The organism is Flavobacterium pectinovorum (assembly GCF_006438875.1).
In the GTDB taxonomy this organism is placed as follows: Bacteria; Bacteroidota; Bacteroidia; order Flavobacteriales; family Flavobacteriaceae; genus Flavobacterium; species Flavobacterium pectinovorum_A.
In genome coordinates this window covers 226,704-242,902 of the sequence record NZ_RCZH01000006.1, presented here as the reverse complement: position 1 = coordinate 242,902, position 16,199 = coordinate 226,704, and the positions used below count along the sequence as shown (strand labels likewise).

Below are 16,199 nucleotides of genomic sequence, written 5' to 3'. Positions count from 1 at the left end.
TCGGGACGGGATTAATCCATCTTTCGCAGGGTAACCACAATCTTGTCATAATTTCGACGCAGGAGAAATCTTCGTTAGAAGCTCGACAAAGATTGGAATTACACACTAAATAACCACAATCTTGTCATTTCGACAGAGGAGAAATCACACTAGTGACTCACGCACAGTACGTTGCTCTCCGGATGTGATTTCTCCTCTGTCGAAATGACAAAAATGCGATGAAAAATTAGTCTCAGTATTCAGTTTACAGTATTCAGTCGCAGTCTCAGTGTTCACAGATGTACTGAGATTATATACTCCACTAATAAAAACAGAGACTATATACTCTACAACTGCAAACCGCGACTGAATACTGCGACTGCGACTGCAAACTGAATACTGCGACTGCGACTGCAAACTGAATACTGAAAACTGAGATTGCAAACTGAATACTAAAAACTAAGCATAACTCTCCAACTCAAGCCATTCCTTAATAAGCGGATAATTCACTTTTCCGTTTGGCGTAAGCGGCACATCTTCTATGGGCATTACTTTAAGGGAATTGGCGTGAAGATTTAGTTTTGCTTTTAAGACTTTCAGAATTAACTCTTTGTTTAAATTCTTGTCCGTGTATATAACGGCTAAATATTTATCGTTTATTCCTAAACAAATAAACGTTTGTCCGCCCAAAGCATCTTTCAAGAGAAGCTCTGTTTCGTCGAGATTGAGACGTACACCAAACAATTTTACAATTCGTTTTATTCGGCCCACAATATAGTAGTAACCTTCATCGTCTATTCGGGCTTTGTCTCCGGTATGAAGTTTTTCCTGTTGCTCAAAAAACTGAAGATCACCTCTAACATTGGCATATCCGCCAAATATATTTGGACCGCTATAAATAAGTTCATCGGTTTCATTGTCAATTTCGAAACTTCCGTTTTTGACAGGTAAACCAATCGATGTTCCTTTTCTCAAAAGATCTTTCGGGGGAAGATAAGCCATTCGACCACAAGCTTCGGTTTGACCGTATTGGGCGAAGAATTGTTTTCCAAATTTCTCGCTGAAATCAGAAATAGCTTCAATTAATTTATGATTTAGCATTCCGCCGGTATGCGTAAGATATCTTAGCGAAGGATGATCTTTCTTGAAAAAACCAATGCTGTACAACATTTCATAAAAATAAGGAACTCCGCCTAAGGTAGAATATCCATATTTTTTGAAATCTGCCCAGAATTCTTTCTGAAAAGCATCTTTATCCGTACAAACAATTTGATTTGCCTTAATGCAATTGGTTGTAAAAATTGATAAGCCATACACAAAATTAATAGGCACATTTAAAGGCACAACATCATCTGTTCGAATAGGCATATATTCCATAATGGATTTTGCGTTCTGTACCAGGTTTTCATCGGATAGTCTGACGAATTTTGGCGAACCTGTAGTTCCGGAAGTACTCAACAAAAGTTTGATTTTGGGATGTATTGGATAAACTAAATTTACATTTCGCTTAAACAATACTATCGTGTCTGAGGCATTCACGGAAGTGTAACCTTCTATTTCGTTGCGCGTAGGATCGAAGATATAATAAGGAGTATATTTTTGTTCTAAATTCTCCTTAAAATCCTCTAATAAACCCATTCCTAATAAGGCAATAGTGTATCTGCTTTGATAAAAATTCAGTAGCGTTTCGATTGCCGGTAACTGATTATCATTATAGATAAAAACTACAGAACGTAAATTTTCAATTTCCAAAGATTGATGCATTTCTGCAATGGATTTTGAAATTCCTGTACCGGAATCTGTAAAGGTCAGTTTTTCGTTTTTCCTGATTAAATCGTATAGTTCCATAAGTTTAGGTCTATTCTAATTAATTTCGAATCCGTATTTTTTCAGGATGTCTTTTATTTTTGCTACACTTCCCATTTCCAGGATATCTTCCATTCCGATAGAGATATTATAAGTGCTTTCCAGTTCTTCGACTAATACTAAGTGACTCATAGAATCCCATTCGGCTATAGCCTGATATTCTAATTCGTCGTTTACTGCATCAACAGGAATTTCAAACGCTCTTGCAAATACTCCGTGTAATTGTTCTATTGTACTCATTTTTTTATTATTTAAATTGTTGTTTTAATATATTGTGCTAATTTTTTCATTCCTCGCAATCATCACCGCAATCTTGTCATTCCGACAGAGGAGGAATCCCCGCAAGAAACTAACACACAGAATTTTTCCTAAATTGTCGAGCTACTTGCGGAGATTCCTCGTCCCTCGGAATGACAAAAAATGCGCAAACCAACTTTGAATACTCACATTCTTAGCTAAATCTGCTTAATCTGCGAGAGACAAAAAACTTTTAATCCTTTATCCCAATATTTATCAAGAGTGCTTTCTATTAAACCTTAGTATGTTTCCATTTTCCTTTCCGAAAGACAATAATACAGGCAACTGCCAATACAATTTCAGAAACAAGAATAGCTGTAAAAACACCATTTGATCCCAAATCAAACGAGATTCCTAAAGTATAGGCAAGAGGAATCTGAACGATATAAAACATCAGGATATAAAGCCATGTCACGACTTTGACTTCGCCCGCTGCGTTGAGCGCTCTTGAAATTACCATCGTATATCCAAGAAGAATATATGCCATAGAGATAAGATGGATATACATGGTACTAAAGGAAATAACTTCGGGAATATCAGTAAAGATTTTGACAACGGGAACGGCTAGGAAAATCCAGCAAATTCCAATTAGAATCAGGAATCCCATATTCAGCATTCCGGCTCTCCAAACCGATTTTTCGGCTCTTTCGGGCTGTTTTGCACCAAGATTTTGTCCGGTTAATATTCCGGCGGCATTCCCAAGTCCCCATGCGGGCATTGTCGCGATAGAAGTTACTCTTTGTGCTAAAATATATCCTGCCAAAGCATTGGGTCCAAAATGAGACATAATCTTAATCATAAATACCCAACTTGAAGCTGGAATAATAAACTGAACCGTTCCGCCAAAAGCGATTTTTACAACTCTTTTGAAAATTGCCAGATTGAACAGGAGCTGAGCCATTCCGATTTTCATGACTGTTTTTCCTCTCACCAAGTACCAAGCCTGATAAAGCACACCAACAACTCTCGCAACTAATGTAGCCAATCCAACCCCGAATAAACCGTAAGCGGGAATTGGTCCCCATCCAAAAATAAATAATGGACACAATACAATGTTTATCGCATTCGAAACCCAAAGAATTCTCATAGCGGTTGAAGCATCTCCGGCACCACGAAAGATTCCGTTTATTACGATACGAAGAATTAGAAATCCGCTGGACGCAAACATGACGATTCCGTAGGACGTTCCTTCCTGCACCATAGCGTCAGAAAGTCCCATTGCGTTCATAATATCTGTTGCCCAAACGGCGCAAACAACACTTATAAGGATCGCAATTGGTGTCGTTACATAAATTACCTGCATCGCTGTCTGACCTGCAGCTTTGAATTTTTTCTCGCCAATTCTTCTCGAAATCATCGCCGATGCAGCAATTCCCAAACCTATCGAAACTGAGTAACAAAAGGTAATAAAAGTCGTTGTTGCTCCTGCGATAGAAATTGCATTGGTACCTAATCTACTCACAAAAAACAGATTGGAACAAACGAATAAAGATTCCATCAAAAGTTCGGTAACCATTGGTACAGATAATAGTATAATGGCTTTATTGATGCTGCCCGAAGTAAAATTACTTTCAGTTCCGGCAAGCGAACGCCTTAAAAGATCAAAGAAAGAACGTGTTTTTAAAATAGCTTCTTTCATTAGTTTTCTTTTTCTATTAATACTTTTTCATTGACCAATTGATGCAGCGGATTTGGAATAAAACCACTTTTTTTCATGTGTGGAAAACCAGCTGTTTCTTCGTAACCGTTGTATAAACGTCGGCTATTGAAAATAAGACGTTTGAATTCCGGAATAAACAAATTGTATTTATCAAACATATCCTGAAGTTCCGGATGTTCCTGCTGATATTCTAAAATGATATCGTGAACGCAATTCCAAAAAGAAGTTTCAGAATAGTTCGCCGTTGTAATCATGACATCGCTCAGGTATCTGAAAAAAGCATCAAAAACCGCAATAAGTATCGTTAATGGCGCATTCTCGGGATTAGGAGAAGCTACAAACATATTCTCGATAAATTCCTGCGGAAGTTTTTTCTTTCCTTCTTCATTAATCAAAATATCTCCCACAAAATCCTGCAGAGCGATACGCGTAGGCACATAGTCCTTTAGAATAAGAATCACATTTTGTCCGTGCGGATCGATGCATAATGAATGTTGGTAATAGATTTGAAGTACCGGTTTAAGATACGCCGTCATATAAGCATTTAGCCATTGTTCTGTCGAAAGTCCTGATTTTTCTATCAGTTCTTCAACAAGACTTTTGCCATGATCGTCGACATAAAGTAATGCCGCCATTGTCATTAGATTTTCTCCGTGTTTTAGAAAATTTACAGGACTTTCGCGCCACATCGCACCCAAATATTCATTGTATTGATAAGGAGGATTTACAATCTTGCTATAACTTGGATGTGTATACGTAACCGAAACCATTTCGCCAAGAAGCACAACATCCATTTTTTGCAAGTGATGATCTTTTTTAAGCATATCTTTCAGATAACCTGTAAGACGCGGCGCAACCGACAATTGTCTCGGACACAAACCTCTAATATGACTTGTGTTTAAAATAGACATCGATGTTTTTATATAATGCTTATTGGGTTTGCTCTGATTAAAAAAGGTACGAATACTTTGTTGCGGACTGTAAATATCTTCTGTTAATTCTAACGGAATAAGATGTTTAGACGCAATGTCATTCGCAAATTGCATTACCAGTTTATTCTGCCATTGCCATAAATGTACGGGAATAAAAATATAATCGTCCGGATTTACTTTGGACAGAATTAACTTGTTTCTAAAAGTTTCAATTTTTTCTACACCTATTTCATTTTCATAGAATTTTTGTTCATTCATATCGGTTTGCAGGCGCAAAGTGGCTCTGTTTTTATGAGCTGCAACCCAGACCAAACGTGTTTTTTGACCAGATTCGGGTGTGTAATTCTCGTAATCTTCGGAGTCGAAACCAATTCGGCCTTTGTTTACAATCACCCACGGATGACCGTCAAGACTATGTTCTATGGTTTGAAAATCGGCATCGGCTAATTTTGAGGCAGACAAACGACGTTTTGAATGTATGAAAGCATCGGCATATAAGGTATGTAGCAACTCTTCAATATAATGCGCAAGCGTAAAAGAGTTGATGCCAAATGTTTCCTGAAGTTCTATAAAGAAATTAGGGACATCAATGCGATCCAGTTTTACTTCATCCTCGATTTTATAAATGCTTTCTTTGACGATATGCCAATAGTTGAGAAATCTTGGATAAGCAGAAAAACTATAGTAAATATTCTCTTTGTCTGTGTCCAGGACAAAATGGGTCAAACCATTTTCTTCTCTGCTAACGATTTGTGGTTTTGCGACATCTTCACGCATGAGCTCAGAAATGCTTTTGGCCAGTAGGTTTCGGTTTACTTTATCCCAAATGGCAGCGTTGAGGTGCTGTGCGTCTTTGAATGTGTTTTCTGGGGTTATCATTCTAATTGTTTTTTTCTAATTATTTAATTGCTTGTTTAGTATAATTCATTTTAACACATAGATATATAGGATTTTGATTTGATTTCTTAATTTTTGATAACCATTTGTAAGGCTGAGCGGAGTCGAATTGTCAGGCTGAGCGGAGTCGAAGCCCACGTGCCAATTGGGACGCCCTTCGACTCCGCTCAGGGTGACAATTCACAAAGCAAACTATGTGAAAGAAATGTATTTCTCTTTGGTATTCTTTTTCGCACCTAATAATCTATGTTTCTATGTGTTTAAATAAACATTTCAGGAATTATACCCAACAACTTGCTCATTGATTAATTCCATAACACTGGATTCAGACAATTCTGATGTTGCTTTTTGTACACCAAATTGTTGAAATGCAATTCGTTTCTCGACCTTATAAACTTCGCGATTGGCAAGTTGGTTGATGATGCACGAATTTCTGTAAGCGCCCATTCCTAAGTCGGGAGTAGAAAGTCCGTGCGTATGTAATTCGGCATTCTGAACAAAAATATCAGTCCCGTTTTTGTCGATTGTATAATTGCGATTTACATTGAACAAACCATTTTGTAAACGATTGATTTTGGTTTCAATTCCGGAGAGAATTGCAGGTTCTTTGTATTTATAGCCAGTCGCCAGAATCACATAATCGGTTTGATCTTCATAAGGCTGATCAAGTTCTGTATGTGTGAAATCCAGATTATAAGAACCGTCCGCTTCTTCATTAACAGAAGTTAAGCGCATATTCGAACGCAATTCTACATTCAACGGAGTATCTTCTAAACTCATTTCATACAAACTATCAAAGATTTCATTAATCAATTCCTGATCGATACCTTTATAAAGTCCATGTTGTCGGGCCAAAAGCTGTTTTCTTTTCTCTTCGGATAAACTATGAAAATGATCTACATATTCCGGAGAAGTCAGTTCCAGAGTCAGTTTTGATTTATTATCCAAAGGAAAAAAGTGAGAAGAACGAGTAAACCATTTCAGTTGTAATCCGTTTTCGGTTTCCGGCAAAAGATCACGGAATACTTCGGCGGCACTTTGTCCGGAACCTATAATTGTTACCGATGCATTTTTGCGAATGCGGGATTTGAAATGCAAATATTTTGAAGCATGAATGACATTATGTAACGCTTCATCATCAATAAACTCAGGAATATGTGGTGAAGTTCCTGTTCCTAAAACAATTTTATGCGCATAATAAGTAGCGGTTATGCAAGTCTGCGTGTTGATGACTACTATTTTATAAACATCATCGACATGATCTATAGAAACTACTTTATGAGAGAATTTGCAATTGGGCAATTGCGACGCGACCCATTTGCAATATTCATTATATTCTCTTCTGTAAATGAAGAAGTTTTCGCGGATATAAAATTTATACAAACGTCCGCTTTCCTTGATATAATTCAAGAAGCTGTATTTGTTTGTAGGATCAGCCATCGTAACCAAATCGCCTAAAAACGGAACCTGAAGCGTAGCATTATTCAGCATAAGACCCGGATGCCAGTCAAAACTTTCTGACTGATCAAAAAACAATGCCGATAAATCTTCTACGGGTTCGATAAGAGCGGCAAGCCCAAGATTGAATGGACCAATCCCGATGCCTATTACCGAATATATTTTTTCTGTACTCATTGTGGTATTTTTATGAATTAAACTTGGGATGCCGAAACGGTGTTGTTCTGAAAATCTTTGGCAGCAGGAAATTTTGCCCAATACCATTCTCTGTAACAGAAGTTTAGATTGGCTTTTTTATGCGGCATTTCGATCACTTTTTCGATTTTGAAACCTACGTGAGCTTTATTCATCATTGATGCAATTGAATCTACAGATCCTTCGCCAACCATTTTACCAACCTTTGGCTCAGTCAAAACAAAATCCATCATAGATTGCGTTGCCGGCGATCCGTATTTTAGTTTAGGTTCAGTTGGCGCAATAAATTGATGCGTTCCATAATCGGATGGAAGAACATCATAATATTGTCCCACAATGTCACGGGTCGCCCAATAAACTTCGATATTGAAAGTCGGAACACCATTTGCTTCGCCAATAAAACTGTGCGCATGATCTCCCGGAAGTAGCATTCTATAATAGGCTTCTAACTCACGGATTGACCAGTTCATCTGCCAGATTTTCAGCGCATGTTCACGATGAAACCATTCATGAAGCATTTCCAAATCTTTGTCAATATCTACGGAACGTAATGTGATGGTTACATTTTCTTTTTCGAAAAAACGGCTGAAAACAGTGGTATTTTGTTTTGGATTAATCAGTTTTTTAGAGAAAAAGTGTTTGTTTAAAGGATTAGGAGATGTTCTGTAAACCGCTGGATTTGTGCGTGGTGCACTGGCTTCATCCATATTGTTTAAGCTCGTTAACAGATTTCCTTTTACGACCAATATTGTACTGTTTGTAAAATGCGAAACTAAACCTGTAGTATCTTTATCTTCTTGTTTTTTAAGAGATTCATAGATCAGATTAAGCAATACGTTTTCGTCGGCTAGTTTGTTTTTACCCAGAATACTCGCCACTCCAAACAAGTGATTTACTAAAAGATAATAACCCCAGAAATCAATAATTCTTTTTTCGGCTATAAAAGATCTGCTGTCTTTGCCAAAATCTGGGATCAAACTTTCCAATTCTTCCACTTTTCCCTGACGGAAAAAATAACCCTGATTGTCTCTGAAATAGAGCTTTGCAGGAAATAGATTTTCATCAAATTCAACAAGCATATTCTGCTGATGAAATTCAGAACCAAATCCGTATTCATTAAAAATACCAACCAGCGGTGTTATGGTAATATTTAGATATTGCTTGAACCATGAAAGTGCCGTATCAGTTACGGATGCATCTTTTCTTTTGGCTGCTTCATTGATCAGATTAAGTATTCTTGGTGATTCGCCCAAAATTCCGTCCTGACAAAGTGAAGCGACCATTGTTACATTTTTCTTGGCATTTGCTCCATGAAACGGGTTCTGACGCACACTTGTACTGAAACCATCAATCACTTTATCATTGTAAGTAACGGCTATAAAAGCAGGATCTGTGATAAGCTGAATTTGCGGATAATCTTGCTGAATACCTTTTCCCCAATCGGTTTTCATAAGTAATGCAGCATCATAACCACGATTTAATTCATGAAGATAATTGACACGAAAAGAATTGGTGATTTTGACATGCAAAGAGAATTTGTACATCCACTCACTTTCTTCATTATAAACCGTTCGAACAGATGAGGTTGCGGTATAAAAAGGTCCAAATTGACCAAGACTGAAGAGAAGCTGTTTCGACTGCATTTCTTTAACTTCTGCCTCTTCCAGTAAATATTTGGCTTCCCACGGATGGGTTGGAACTACTTTATAATTGCTATAAAAATCCAATAATTCTTTGGAAGTTTTATCTGCATATTTTAAAATTTCCTTTTTTAAATAATCGCTCATCAGGTAATCTTCGGCACTTTTTTCGATCACATTTTCAGGGTGAATCAGGAAAAAGTGCAGTGGAAATTTTCCGGCTGTTTCAGGAGAATATTGAAGCAATTCTTCTTTGGTAAAACCTTCTCTGCTTTTGGGTAATGGATGCGCACTATGTCCTAAAATCAAGGATTGTTCTCCTTGTATAAAAGTTTGCTCCGGACTATTGGCAGTGTGATCGCTATTTTTATAATGCTCCAGATATAATGCCAGATTATCGATACTGTTTTGCATGCGTTTTTGCGTAGAAAGTGCCTCCATATCAGGATATTCTGCTTTTGCATATTCGCTTACCAGTTCCGTAAATTCCATTGGATTTATTTCTCTGAATTCATCTGATGCAATATCACGGGACACAATTGGAAAACCAAAAGAATGAATACCGCTTTCTGAAAAATAGATTAAAGGTGCAAAAACTTCATGACCAATTGTGGAGAAATCAAACCTAAAAAACGAACTATGATCGATAGTCTGCATAAAATCGGCAAGCGTTTGATCGTATTTTGGGATTCCTTCGTAGCGGCTCCAATTACTGAATTCTCTGCAATAACAATTGAGCAGGGATTTGAAATTTACCTGTTCAGCCAGCTGATGAAAATTAGTTAAGTCTGTGGTATTCATTTCCATTTTGTTTTATAAGGTTAAGTATGTTTTTAATGTCATTTAGGGTTGTCAACGGATTGAAAATGGTGAATTTGAGATAGAATTCTCCGTTTACTTTGGTGCTTGCAACGAGAACTTCTCCGCTAAAAAAAAGTTTTTCCTTGATGTATTGATTCACTTCGCAAGAGGTAGATTCGGCGGGACCGTCCAAATATCTGAATACTAAAACGCCCAAATCGGAGTGGCATAAAAGTTGAAAGTTTTCATCAGATTCTATCAGTTCGGCCGTTTTTTGGGTAGTTTCGATAATGGTATCCGTAAACTGTCCCAGTTTTTCTTTGCCCATATAACGAAGCGTAAACCAGAGTTTAAGAGCATCAAAACGACGCGTACTCTGAATAATAGATTTATTGATCTGAGCTGGAAGTGCGTCGTAATTCTGCTCTTTTGGATTTAAATAATCAGCGTGATGCTTGATAATATTTAAGTGAAGTTTGTTTTTTACGATAAAAGCGCTGCTGCTTATCGGCTGAAAGAATGATTTATGATAATCAATTGTTACAGAATCTGCGAGTTCGATACCGTTTAAAAGATGTCTGTGTTTTTCCGTCAATAATAATCCGCAACCGTATGCAGCATCAACATGAAGCCATAAATTATGGCGTCCCGCAATTTCAGCAATAGCTTTTAAGGGATCAACATTTCCGAAATCTGTAGTACCTGCAGTCGCTGTAATCGCAATTGGAATATTCCCTTTTTGGATTTCCTGAGCAATAGCTTTTTCCAGTTTTTCGGGATCCATTCGGTATCTTTTGTCAACGCCAACATGTACAATGGCTTGTTCGCCAAGACCTAAAATCCATGCATTTTTGTGATTACTGAAATGAGCTTTGTCAGATACAAAAACTCTGAATTTTGAAGCATCAGGCGGAAGACCGTTAAGTTTTATATTCCATTTTTGATATTCAAGCGAAAAGTAATCTCTTGCCAAAAGCAGTCCCATAAGATTACTTTGAGAACCTCCCGCGGTAAAAATGCCATCGCCCTGTGTGTAACCAATTTGTTCGCTTGTCCAGTCAATAAGTTTGCGTTCCATAAAAGTTCCGCCGGCACTTTGATCATAAGTATCCTGCGATGAATTAATGGCACTTATCAGGACTTCGGCAGCCAAAGCCGGTATTACAACAGGGCAGTTTAAGTGCGCGATATATTCCGGAAGGTGGTACGCTGTGGCATGTTTTACATAAATCTCGTCTACTTCGTTTAGCAGACTTTCGTAATCGGGAAGGGGAGTATCAAAATCTACGTTTTCGACTTTTAGCCTCATTTCATCTGGTCTGATTCCGCTAAAAGGTTTGCGATTGTTTTTAAGAAAATTAGAAACACGTTCCTGTGCTAATTTTACTGCCTGAGCATATTCGGTACCGGAATTTTGATGAAAAATATCTTTGTAAAAATCCTGTTCAGATAAAAGTGCTTTATCCTTTGGCACTTCTTCATTGATTAGTGTGGTATTCATAAAGTGATTATTTAGGGTTTTAATTTTTATTTACTCGAGGTAAATGACTTTTTTAGACAGGGGAGTTCTCTTTTTTTGGGATTGTTTTAAATCCTTTGGATAATATCCCAGATAGAGAAGTCCTAATGATTTTTCATTTTCTGCGAGATCAAACTGTGCAACATAATCAATGGCGACGCCTTTGGTACTCCAAAAACTGCCAATTTTATGTGCTGTACAAGTGAGCGCAATATTCTGCACGGCAGATGATATTGCAGCAATTTCTTCCCATTCCGGAAGATTGATTTTGGTATTTCTCACCATAATGACCCCAATAAGACAAGCGGCATTCAGCGGATAATTGGCGAGATAGCGAAGTTTTTCCTTTTGATCTTCAGGAGATAATTCGCTATAGAAATCCTTGTAATAATGTGCCATGTATGCTCCATATTCTTTTAGATATTTCCCTTTAAAAACAATAAATCTCCAAGGCTCTGTCATTTTATGATTTGGTGCCCAAGTAGCATTAATCAGGATTTCTTCGAGCAATTTCTCCGGCAATTCCTTTTTGATAAAGACATTGGCATAAATGCTTCTTCTGTCCCGAATATTCTTCGAAACTTTCTTGAGTTTATCAGAAGAATCTGATTGCTTGATTTTACTGGGTTTGTTTTTGATTTTCATACATTTTTGAAATTTTTTTAAGAAAATTCTTTTTATTTAAATGAAATACAAATATATTTGTAAGTAAATCTTATTTAGAATAAATAAAAACAGTATGATGCAAAAGTATAAATTTATCTGAATAAAAAAAATAAATATGAAAATTTTATACGAATGTCCGTACATAATAAAAATATTGTTATTGTATTTAGTATGTAACTATCATGTTATTAAATGTTTAAATTTTTACTATCCCTATCTATTATTAACTATAAATGAATTAAAAAAATGAAATCACAATCAATTATTGCAGATGAAAGATCTGCGAAAGCAAGTATAAGTTTTGATATTCCTACAAAGCCATTTATTGTAGAAGTTACGCCGCAGGAAAGAAATATTTTATCGAATGTTGGGAACCTTTTGGTAAAAGCCTTTGATCATTATGAAAACCCCGATTATATAGCAGCACTTCATCTGCACGCTTTTCAATTACTTCCGGAACGTATCAGCAGAATTTTAAGTCAGTTTGGTACTGATTTTTCTGCCAGTCAATATGGCGCTATTGTTTTTCAGGGTCTTTTAGAAGTAGATCAGGAAGATTTAGGGCCAACGCCTCCAAACTGGCAAGGTGCGGATTATGCAAAGCTGAATAAATACGGATTTATATGTTCGCTTCTTCATGGTGCAGTGCCTTCTAAACCGGTTCAGTATTATGCCCAAAGAAAAGGAGGAGGACTTTTGCACGCTGTGATTCCGGACGAAAAAATGGCGGTAACACAAACAGGATCGGGTTCAAAAACGGATTTGTATGTACATACTGAAGATGCTTTTTTGAGCAATCAGGCAGATTTTTTGAGTTTTCTTTATTTAAGAAATGAAGAGAGAGTTCCATCAACTTTATATTCGATTCGTTCACATGGAAAGATAAATTCGGTTATGGAGAAATTATTTGATCCTATTTATCAATGTCCTAAAGATGCGAATCATGATGATGAAGATGCAGCTCCTGGACCAACGGCTTCTGTTTTATACGGAAACAGACAGCTTCCTTTTATCCGTTTTGATGCTGCGGAGCAAATATTCAACGAAAATGCCGGGCAAACTCCGGAAGCTCTTTATAATTTGACGGAGTTTTGGAATGAGGCAAAAGAGCTTATAAACAGTGAATATGTTCCAAATTCCGGAGATATTATTTTTGTCAACAATCATTTATGTGCACACGGACGCAGTGCTTTTGTAGCAGGACAACGTGAAGAAAACGGTAAGATCGTTAAATGCGAGCGCCGACAAATGCTAAGAATGATGAGTAAAACCAGTTTAATTCACATGAGATCTGTTACCCAGACCAATAATCCATATTTTGTGATGGAGGAGCATTTGGGTAAAATTTTTGATTTGGATTAGTTTTCTTCGGTAAAATGTTTTCTGTGAAATGTGAAAGTAACATACATTTTACATTTCACAGAATACCTTTCACTAATATAAATGTTTTTACAAAGATTCCAGAAACGAAATATATTCCAGAGTATTTTCTTCGACTCTTTCTGAGGTTATATTATGCTCTGCTCCATAAAAAGCAAATAACGGCTTGTAATCAGCTTTGATATAATCAAAAGTGACTTCAAATGGCGCTGTTAGTTGTTCTACTGTATATTTATATCTTCCGTTTGTGCTGTAATCTTCTTTATTAATACCTGCAGAAATGCTTAAGGCAATTTTTTTATTGGCTAATTTATAGCCGCTTTTACTACCGTAAGCAAATCCGGAGATTATTACTTCGTCTAACCATTTTTTTAATAGGGGAGGACAATTGAACCAGTAGAAGGGAAACTGAAATATAATCGTATCATGATTTTCTAATAATTGCTGTTCTTTTTTAATGTCAATTTTTTCATCAGGATATAAGTTGTACAAATTATGCAGTGTATATTGATCGGGGTATTTATTTAATTCTTCAATCCATCTTTTGTTTATTATAGATTTTTCAAGGTTGGGATGAATTATAATTACAAGTGTTTTCATTTTATTAGTATTAAAATTTGCAAATACAAAGTTCGAATACACTGGTAAATACTGCAATAAGGGATTAATTAATCACATAGTGATAAATTAATCCCTATTTATTTTTCCTGTAAAAACTGTAATTGTTTTTACTTTTGTAATTGCATTTCTAAATGAATTTTTATGTATCAACGAAAAATACCAATTGATTATAATTGTGGACTTAATGTGGCGATGGAAGTCGTGGGTTCTAAATGGAAATTTTGTTTGTTGGATGAGATTTCAAAAGGAATAAAACGTCCTAAGGATCTTGTTAATGCGATTACTGATATCTCAAAACGTGTATTGCAAAGCCAACTTAAGGAATTGGAGTTTCATGGGCTTTTAGGAAAAACAGTTTATAATGAAATCCCATTGCGAGTAGAATATTTTCTAACGGAAACTGGAGAATCTCTCTTGCCTTTAATTTCTGCTATTGATAAATGGGGATTAGAATTTGCACCTCAATTAAAAATTATATTAGAAAACCAAATCATTGAAGTGGAAAGCTAGATTTCTATGTCAGAAGTTTTACATTTTGAAAACTATTTGGATTTAAGATTATTATCGTTAAATTTATTTATCTAAAGTGAATCTTCTTTTGATAATGAAAACGAAAATTTTAATCTTATAAAAAATAACAATTTTGAGTACAACAGAATTTTTCACCCGACTTATAATTGCTTTATTATCCGGATTAATTATTGGTTTTGAGCGACAATGGCATCATAAAGAAACCGGTCTAAAAACTAATATGCTGGTCGCAACAGGTGCAGCGGCTTTTGTTTTGTTGTCTATAAAAGTAGCGGGAACAGCGCCTAATATTGATGTTACCCGTATTACAGCTCAGGTTGTTATGGGAGTTGGTTTTTTGGGTGCAGGAGTTATTTTTAGAGAAGGACCCAATGTACACGGATTAAATTCGGCTGCTACAATATGGTGCAGTGCCGCAATTGGCTGTATTGCTGCTTCGGGTTATTTTGTCGAGGCTTTGATCTGTACATCTTTAGTAACTATCGTAAACACAGTTCTTGAACCAGTAGAGAATTGGTTACGAAACAGGAAGTAATGTTTGTTTTTTAATCGCAAAGAAACATTAAGATTTAATTTTATTTTTACCAATAGAAAACACAAAGTTCGCAAAGCTATTCTTCACATTCAAAAACACAATGTTGTCATTTCGAGGAACGAGAAATCACATTACGGATTCACGGTGTGTTGCTCTCTGGATGTGATTTCTCCCTTCGGTCGAAAATGACAAGAATGCCTATGGACAAACGTCTCCATATAGTACAGCAAACCCGTCAGGTTTTAAAAGGTGAATTTAAACACATAAAAAAGCCGATTTTCTTTAAGAAAATCGGCTTTTAAATTTTTCCATTTTAAGGAAAGATTATCTAAATTGTAAAAGATCTATCTCAATGCGTATCTTAGTTTAAGCCCGTAAGAAACCAACCTTACATCGTTTGTATAAGGTGTGCTTAATGTACTGTTGTAGTGAAGCTGTACTGGTATTTCGGGATTGTAGTGAACCAGATTTTTGTTGTTGTTTTTATCCATTATGTCATTTAATCCATAATCAAGATAAAGTCCTATATATACAGAACTTCTGTCTCCCACTTTTTGTTTCAAACCAGTTTCAAAAGTTGCAGCATAAGAGGTCTTTGTATTGAGATCTTGTTTGTTTGCTGTTACATTATCGGTGCTTGCAAATCCGGCAAATGTCGGACCAAATAATTCAACATTGTATTGCGGATAATAGCCGCTTGTGGTCAGATTTTCCATTTTTGTTTCATAGCTTCCGCTTACTGCGAATCCTATTTTAACACCGGCTGCAAGATAGAATTTTGTTGGTCCCGGATTCTCATATTGAATCGTAATTGGCACATTTACATAGCCTAATTTTTGTTTCTCTCTTAGCTCAGTTGCTTTATATCTGAATTGAAATGACTCATTTTCGGCATCTATAGTTGTGTATTGTCCCGAAAGATATTGGAATTTTACATCTGAACTATAAGTCTGATATTCGGCACCAATGCCAACACTTATTCCTTCATTTAGATAATACGAATAACGAAGTCCCGCACTAATTCCGTTTCCGGGCACTATTTCTCCGCCAGTATTATATTTCAGAAATGAAAAAGGACCTGCGACAGAAACAGATAGTTCCTGTTTTTTATCCTGAGCGTAACTCTTTAGGCAAGTTCCCAAAAGTACGGTAATCATCACTGCTGATGTTATATAGTTTATTATATTTTTCATCTTAATTGTTTTTTATGCCAGTACTATTA

General features: G+C 36.3%; 13 protein-coding genes. 3 read left to right on the top strand and 10 right to left on the bottom strand.

Going from position 1 to position 16,199, the window contains the following annotated elements; translation table 11 throughout:
• Positions 1–438: 438 nt before the first annotated feature.
• The 8 genes from EAH81_RS10780 to EAH81_RS10745 form a co-directional block, all read right to left on the bottom strand.
• Entirely contained in the window at positions 439–1,827 is a 1,389-nt protein-coding gene (locus tag EAH81_RS10780) for an AMP-binding protein (RefSeq protein WP_140506816.1), read from the bottom strand.
• A gap of 15 nt (positions 1,828–1,842) precedes the next feature.
• A complete protein-coding gene (locus tag EAH81_RS10775; RefSeq protein ID WP_140506814.1) occupies positions 1,843–2,085 on the bottom strand; it encodes an acyl carrier protein in 243 nt (80 codons plus the stop codon).
• 289 nt (positions 2,086–2,374) lie between these two features.
• The gene (locus EAH81_RS10770) at positions 2,375–3,781 is read right to left on the bottom strand and encodes an MATE family efflux transporter (protein WP_140506812.1); all 1,407 of its coding nucleotides are present in this window, start codon (positions 3,779–3,781) and stop codon (positions 2,375–2,377) included.
• Positions 3,781–5,613 (bottom strand): IucA/IucC family protein, encoded by a 1,833-nt coding sequence (locus EAH81_RS10765; RefSeq protein ID WP_140506810.1) that lies wholly within the window; start codon positions 5,611–5,613, stop codon positions 3,781–3,783. Before EAH81_RS10765 ends, EAH81_RS10770 begins: the two co-directional genes overlap by 1 nt.
• Before the next feature lie 291 nt (positions 5,614–5,904).
• Entirely contained in the window at positions 5,905–7,266 is a 1,362-nt protein-coding gene (locus EAH81_RS10760; protein WP_140506808.1) for a lysine N(6)-hydroxylase/L-ornithine N(5)-oxygenase family protein, read from the bottom strand.
• Between the two features lie 17 nt (positions 7,267–7,283).
• Entirely contained in the window at positions 7,284–9,725 is a 2,442-nt protein-coding gene (locus EAH81_RS10755; protein WP_140506806.1) for a GNAT family N-acetyltransferase, read from the bottom strand.
• Positions 9,703–11,226: a pyridoxal phosphate-dependent decarboxylase family protein gene (locus tag EAH81_RS10750; protein WP_140506804.1), complete on the bottom strand. Its 1,524-nt coding sequence runs from the start codon at positions 11,224–11,226 to the stop codon at positions 9,703–9,705. Before EAH81_RS10750 ends, EAH81_RS10755 begins: the two co-directional genes overlap by 23 nt.
• Positions 11,227–11,256: 30 nt before the next feature.
• Positions 11,257–11,889 carry a nitroreductase gene (locus EAH81_RS10745; protein WP_140506802.1) on the bottom strand — a complete coding sequence of 211 codons (633 nt, stop codon included), beginning with the start codon at positions 11,887–11,889 and terminating at the stop codon, positions 11,257–11,259.
• Between the two features lie 267 nt (positions 11,890–12,156).
• Here EAH81_RS10745 and EAH81_RS10740 point away from each other — a divergent pair, with 267 nt between their 5' ends.
• Positions 12,157–13,272 (top strand): taurine catabolism dioxygenase TauD, encoded by a 1,116-nt coding sequence (locus EAH81_RS10740; protein ID WP_140506800.1) that lies wholly within the window; start codon positions 12,157–12,159, stop codon positions 13,270–13,272.
• Positions 13,273–13,359: 87 nt separating this feature from the next.
• Here the strand turns inward: EAH81_RS10740 and EAH81_RS10735 are convergent, their stop codons facing one another.
• Positions 13,360–13,890, bottom strand: a complete 531-nt coding sequence (locus EAH81_RS10735) for an NAD(P)H-dependent oxidoreductase (protein WP_140506798.1) — start codon at positions 13,888–13,890, stop codon at positions 13,360–13,362.
• A gap of 162 nt (positions 13,891–14,052) precedes the next feature.
• On the opposite strand from EAH81_RS10735, the gene EAH81_RS10730 reads away from it, so the two are divergent.
• Both EAH81_RS10730 and EAH81_RS10725 read left to right on the top strand, forming a co-directional pair.
• A complete protein-coding gene (locus tag EAH81_RS10730; RefSeq protein WP_140506796.1) occupies positions 14,053–14,421 on the top strand; it encodes a winged helix-turn-helix transcriptional regulator in 369 nt (122 codons plus the stop codon).
• A gap of 133 nt (positions 14,422–14,554) precedes the next feature.
• Positions 14,555–14,977 carry an MgtC/SapB family protein gene (locus EAH81_RS10725; protein ID WP_140506794.1) on the top strand — a complete coding sequence of 141 codons (423 nt, stop codon included), beginning with the start codon at positions 14,555–14,557 and terminating at the stop codon, positions 14,975–14,977.
• 344 nt (positions 14,978–15,321) lie between these two features.
• Here the strand turns inward: EAH81_RS10725 and EAH81_RS10720 are convergent, their stop codons facing one another.
• Positions 15,322–16,170 (bottom strand): outer membrane beta-barrel protein, encoded by an 849-nt coding sequence (locus EAH81_RS10720; RefSeq protein ID WP_140506792.1) that lies wholly within the window; start codon positions 16,168–16,170, stop codon positions 15,322–15,324.
• Between the last annotated feature and the right edge of the window lie 29 nt (positions 16,171–16,199).

Excerpts from the sequence above, each read along its gene's own strand:
- EAH81_RS10770 (WP_140506812.1), bottom strand. The coding sequence starts at position 3,781 with ATGAAAGAAGCTATTTTAAAAACACGTTCTTTCTTTGATCTTTTAAGG.
- EAH81_RS10780 (WP_140506816.1), bottom strand. The coding sequence starts at position 1,827 with ATGGAACTATACGATTTAATCAGGAAAAACGAAAAACTGACCTTTACA.
- EAH81_RS10765 (WP_140506810.1), bottom strand. The coding sequence starts at position 5,613 with ATGATAACCCCAGAAAACACATTCAAAGACGCACAGCACCTCAACGCT.
- EAH81_RS10755 (WP_140506806.1), bottom strand. The coding sequence starts at position 9,725 with ATGAATACCACAGACTTAACTAATTTTCATCAGCTGGCTGAACAGGTA.
- EAH81_RS10760 (WP_140506808.1), bottom strand. The coding sequence starts at position 7,266 with ATGAGTACAGAAAAAATATATTCGGTAATAGGCATCGGGATTGGTCCA.
- EAH81_RS10750 (WP_140506804.1), bottom strand. The coding sequence starts at position 11,226 with ATGAATACCACACTAATCAATGAAGAAGTGCCAAAGGATAAAGCACTT.
- EAH81_RS10745 (WP_140506802.1), bottom strand. The coding sequence starts at position 11,889 with ATGAAAATCAAAAACAAACCCAGTAAAATCAAGCAATCAGATTCTTCT.
- EAH81_RS10740 (WP_140506800.1), top strand. The coding sequence starts at position 12,157 with ATGAAATCACAATCAATTATTGCAGATGAAAGATCTGCGAAAGCAAGT.
- EAH81_RS10735 (WP_140506798.1), bottom strand. The coding sequence starts at position 13,890 with ATGAAAACACTTGTAATTATAATTCATCCCAACCTTGAAAAATCTATA.
- EAH81_RS10730 (WP_140506796.1), top strand. The coding sequence starts at position 14,053 with ATGTATCAACGAAAAATACCAATTGATTATAATTGTGGACTTAATGTG.
- EAH81_RS10775 (WP_140506814.1), bottom strand. The coding sequence starts at position 2,085 with ATGAGTACAATAGAACAATTACACGGAGTATTTGCAAGAGCGTTTGAA.
- EAH81_RS10720 (WP_140506792.1), bottom strand. The coding sequence starts at position 16,170 with ATGAAAAATATAATAAACTATATAACATCAGCAGTGATGATTACCGTA.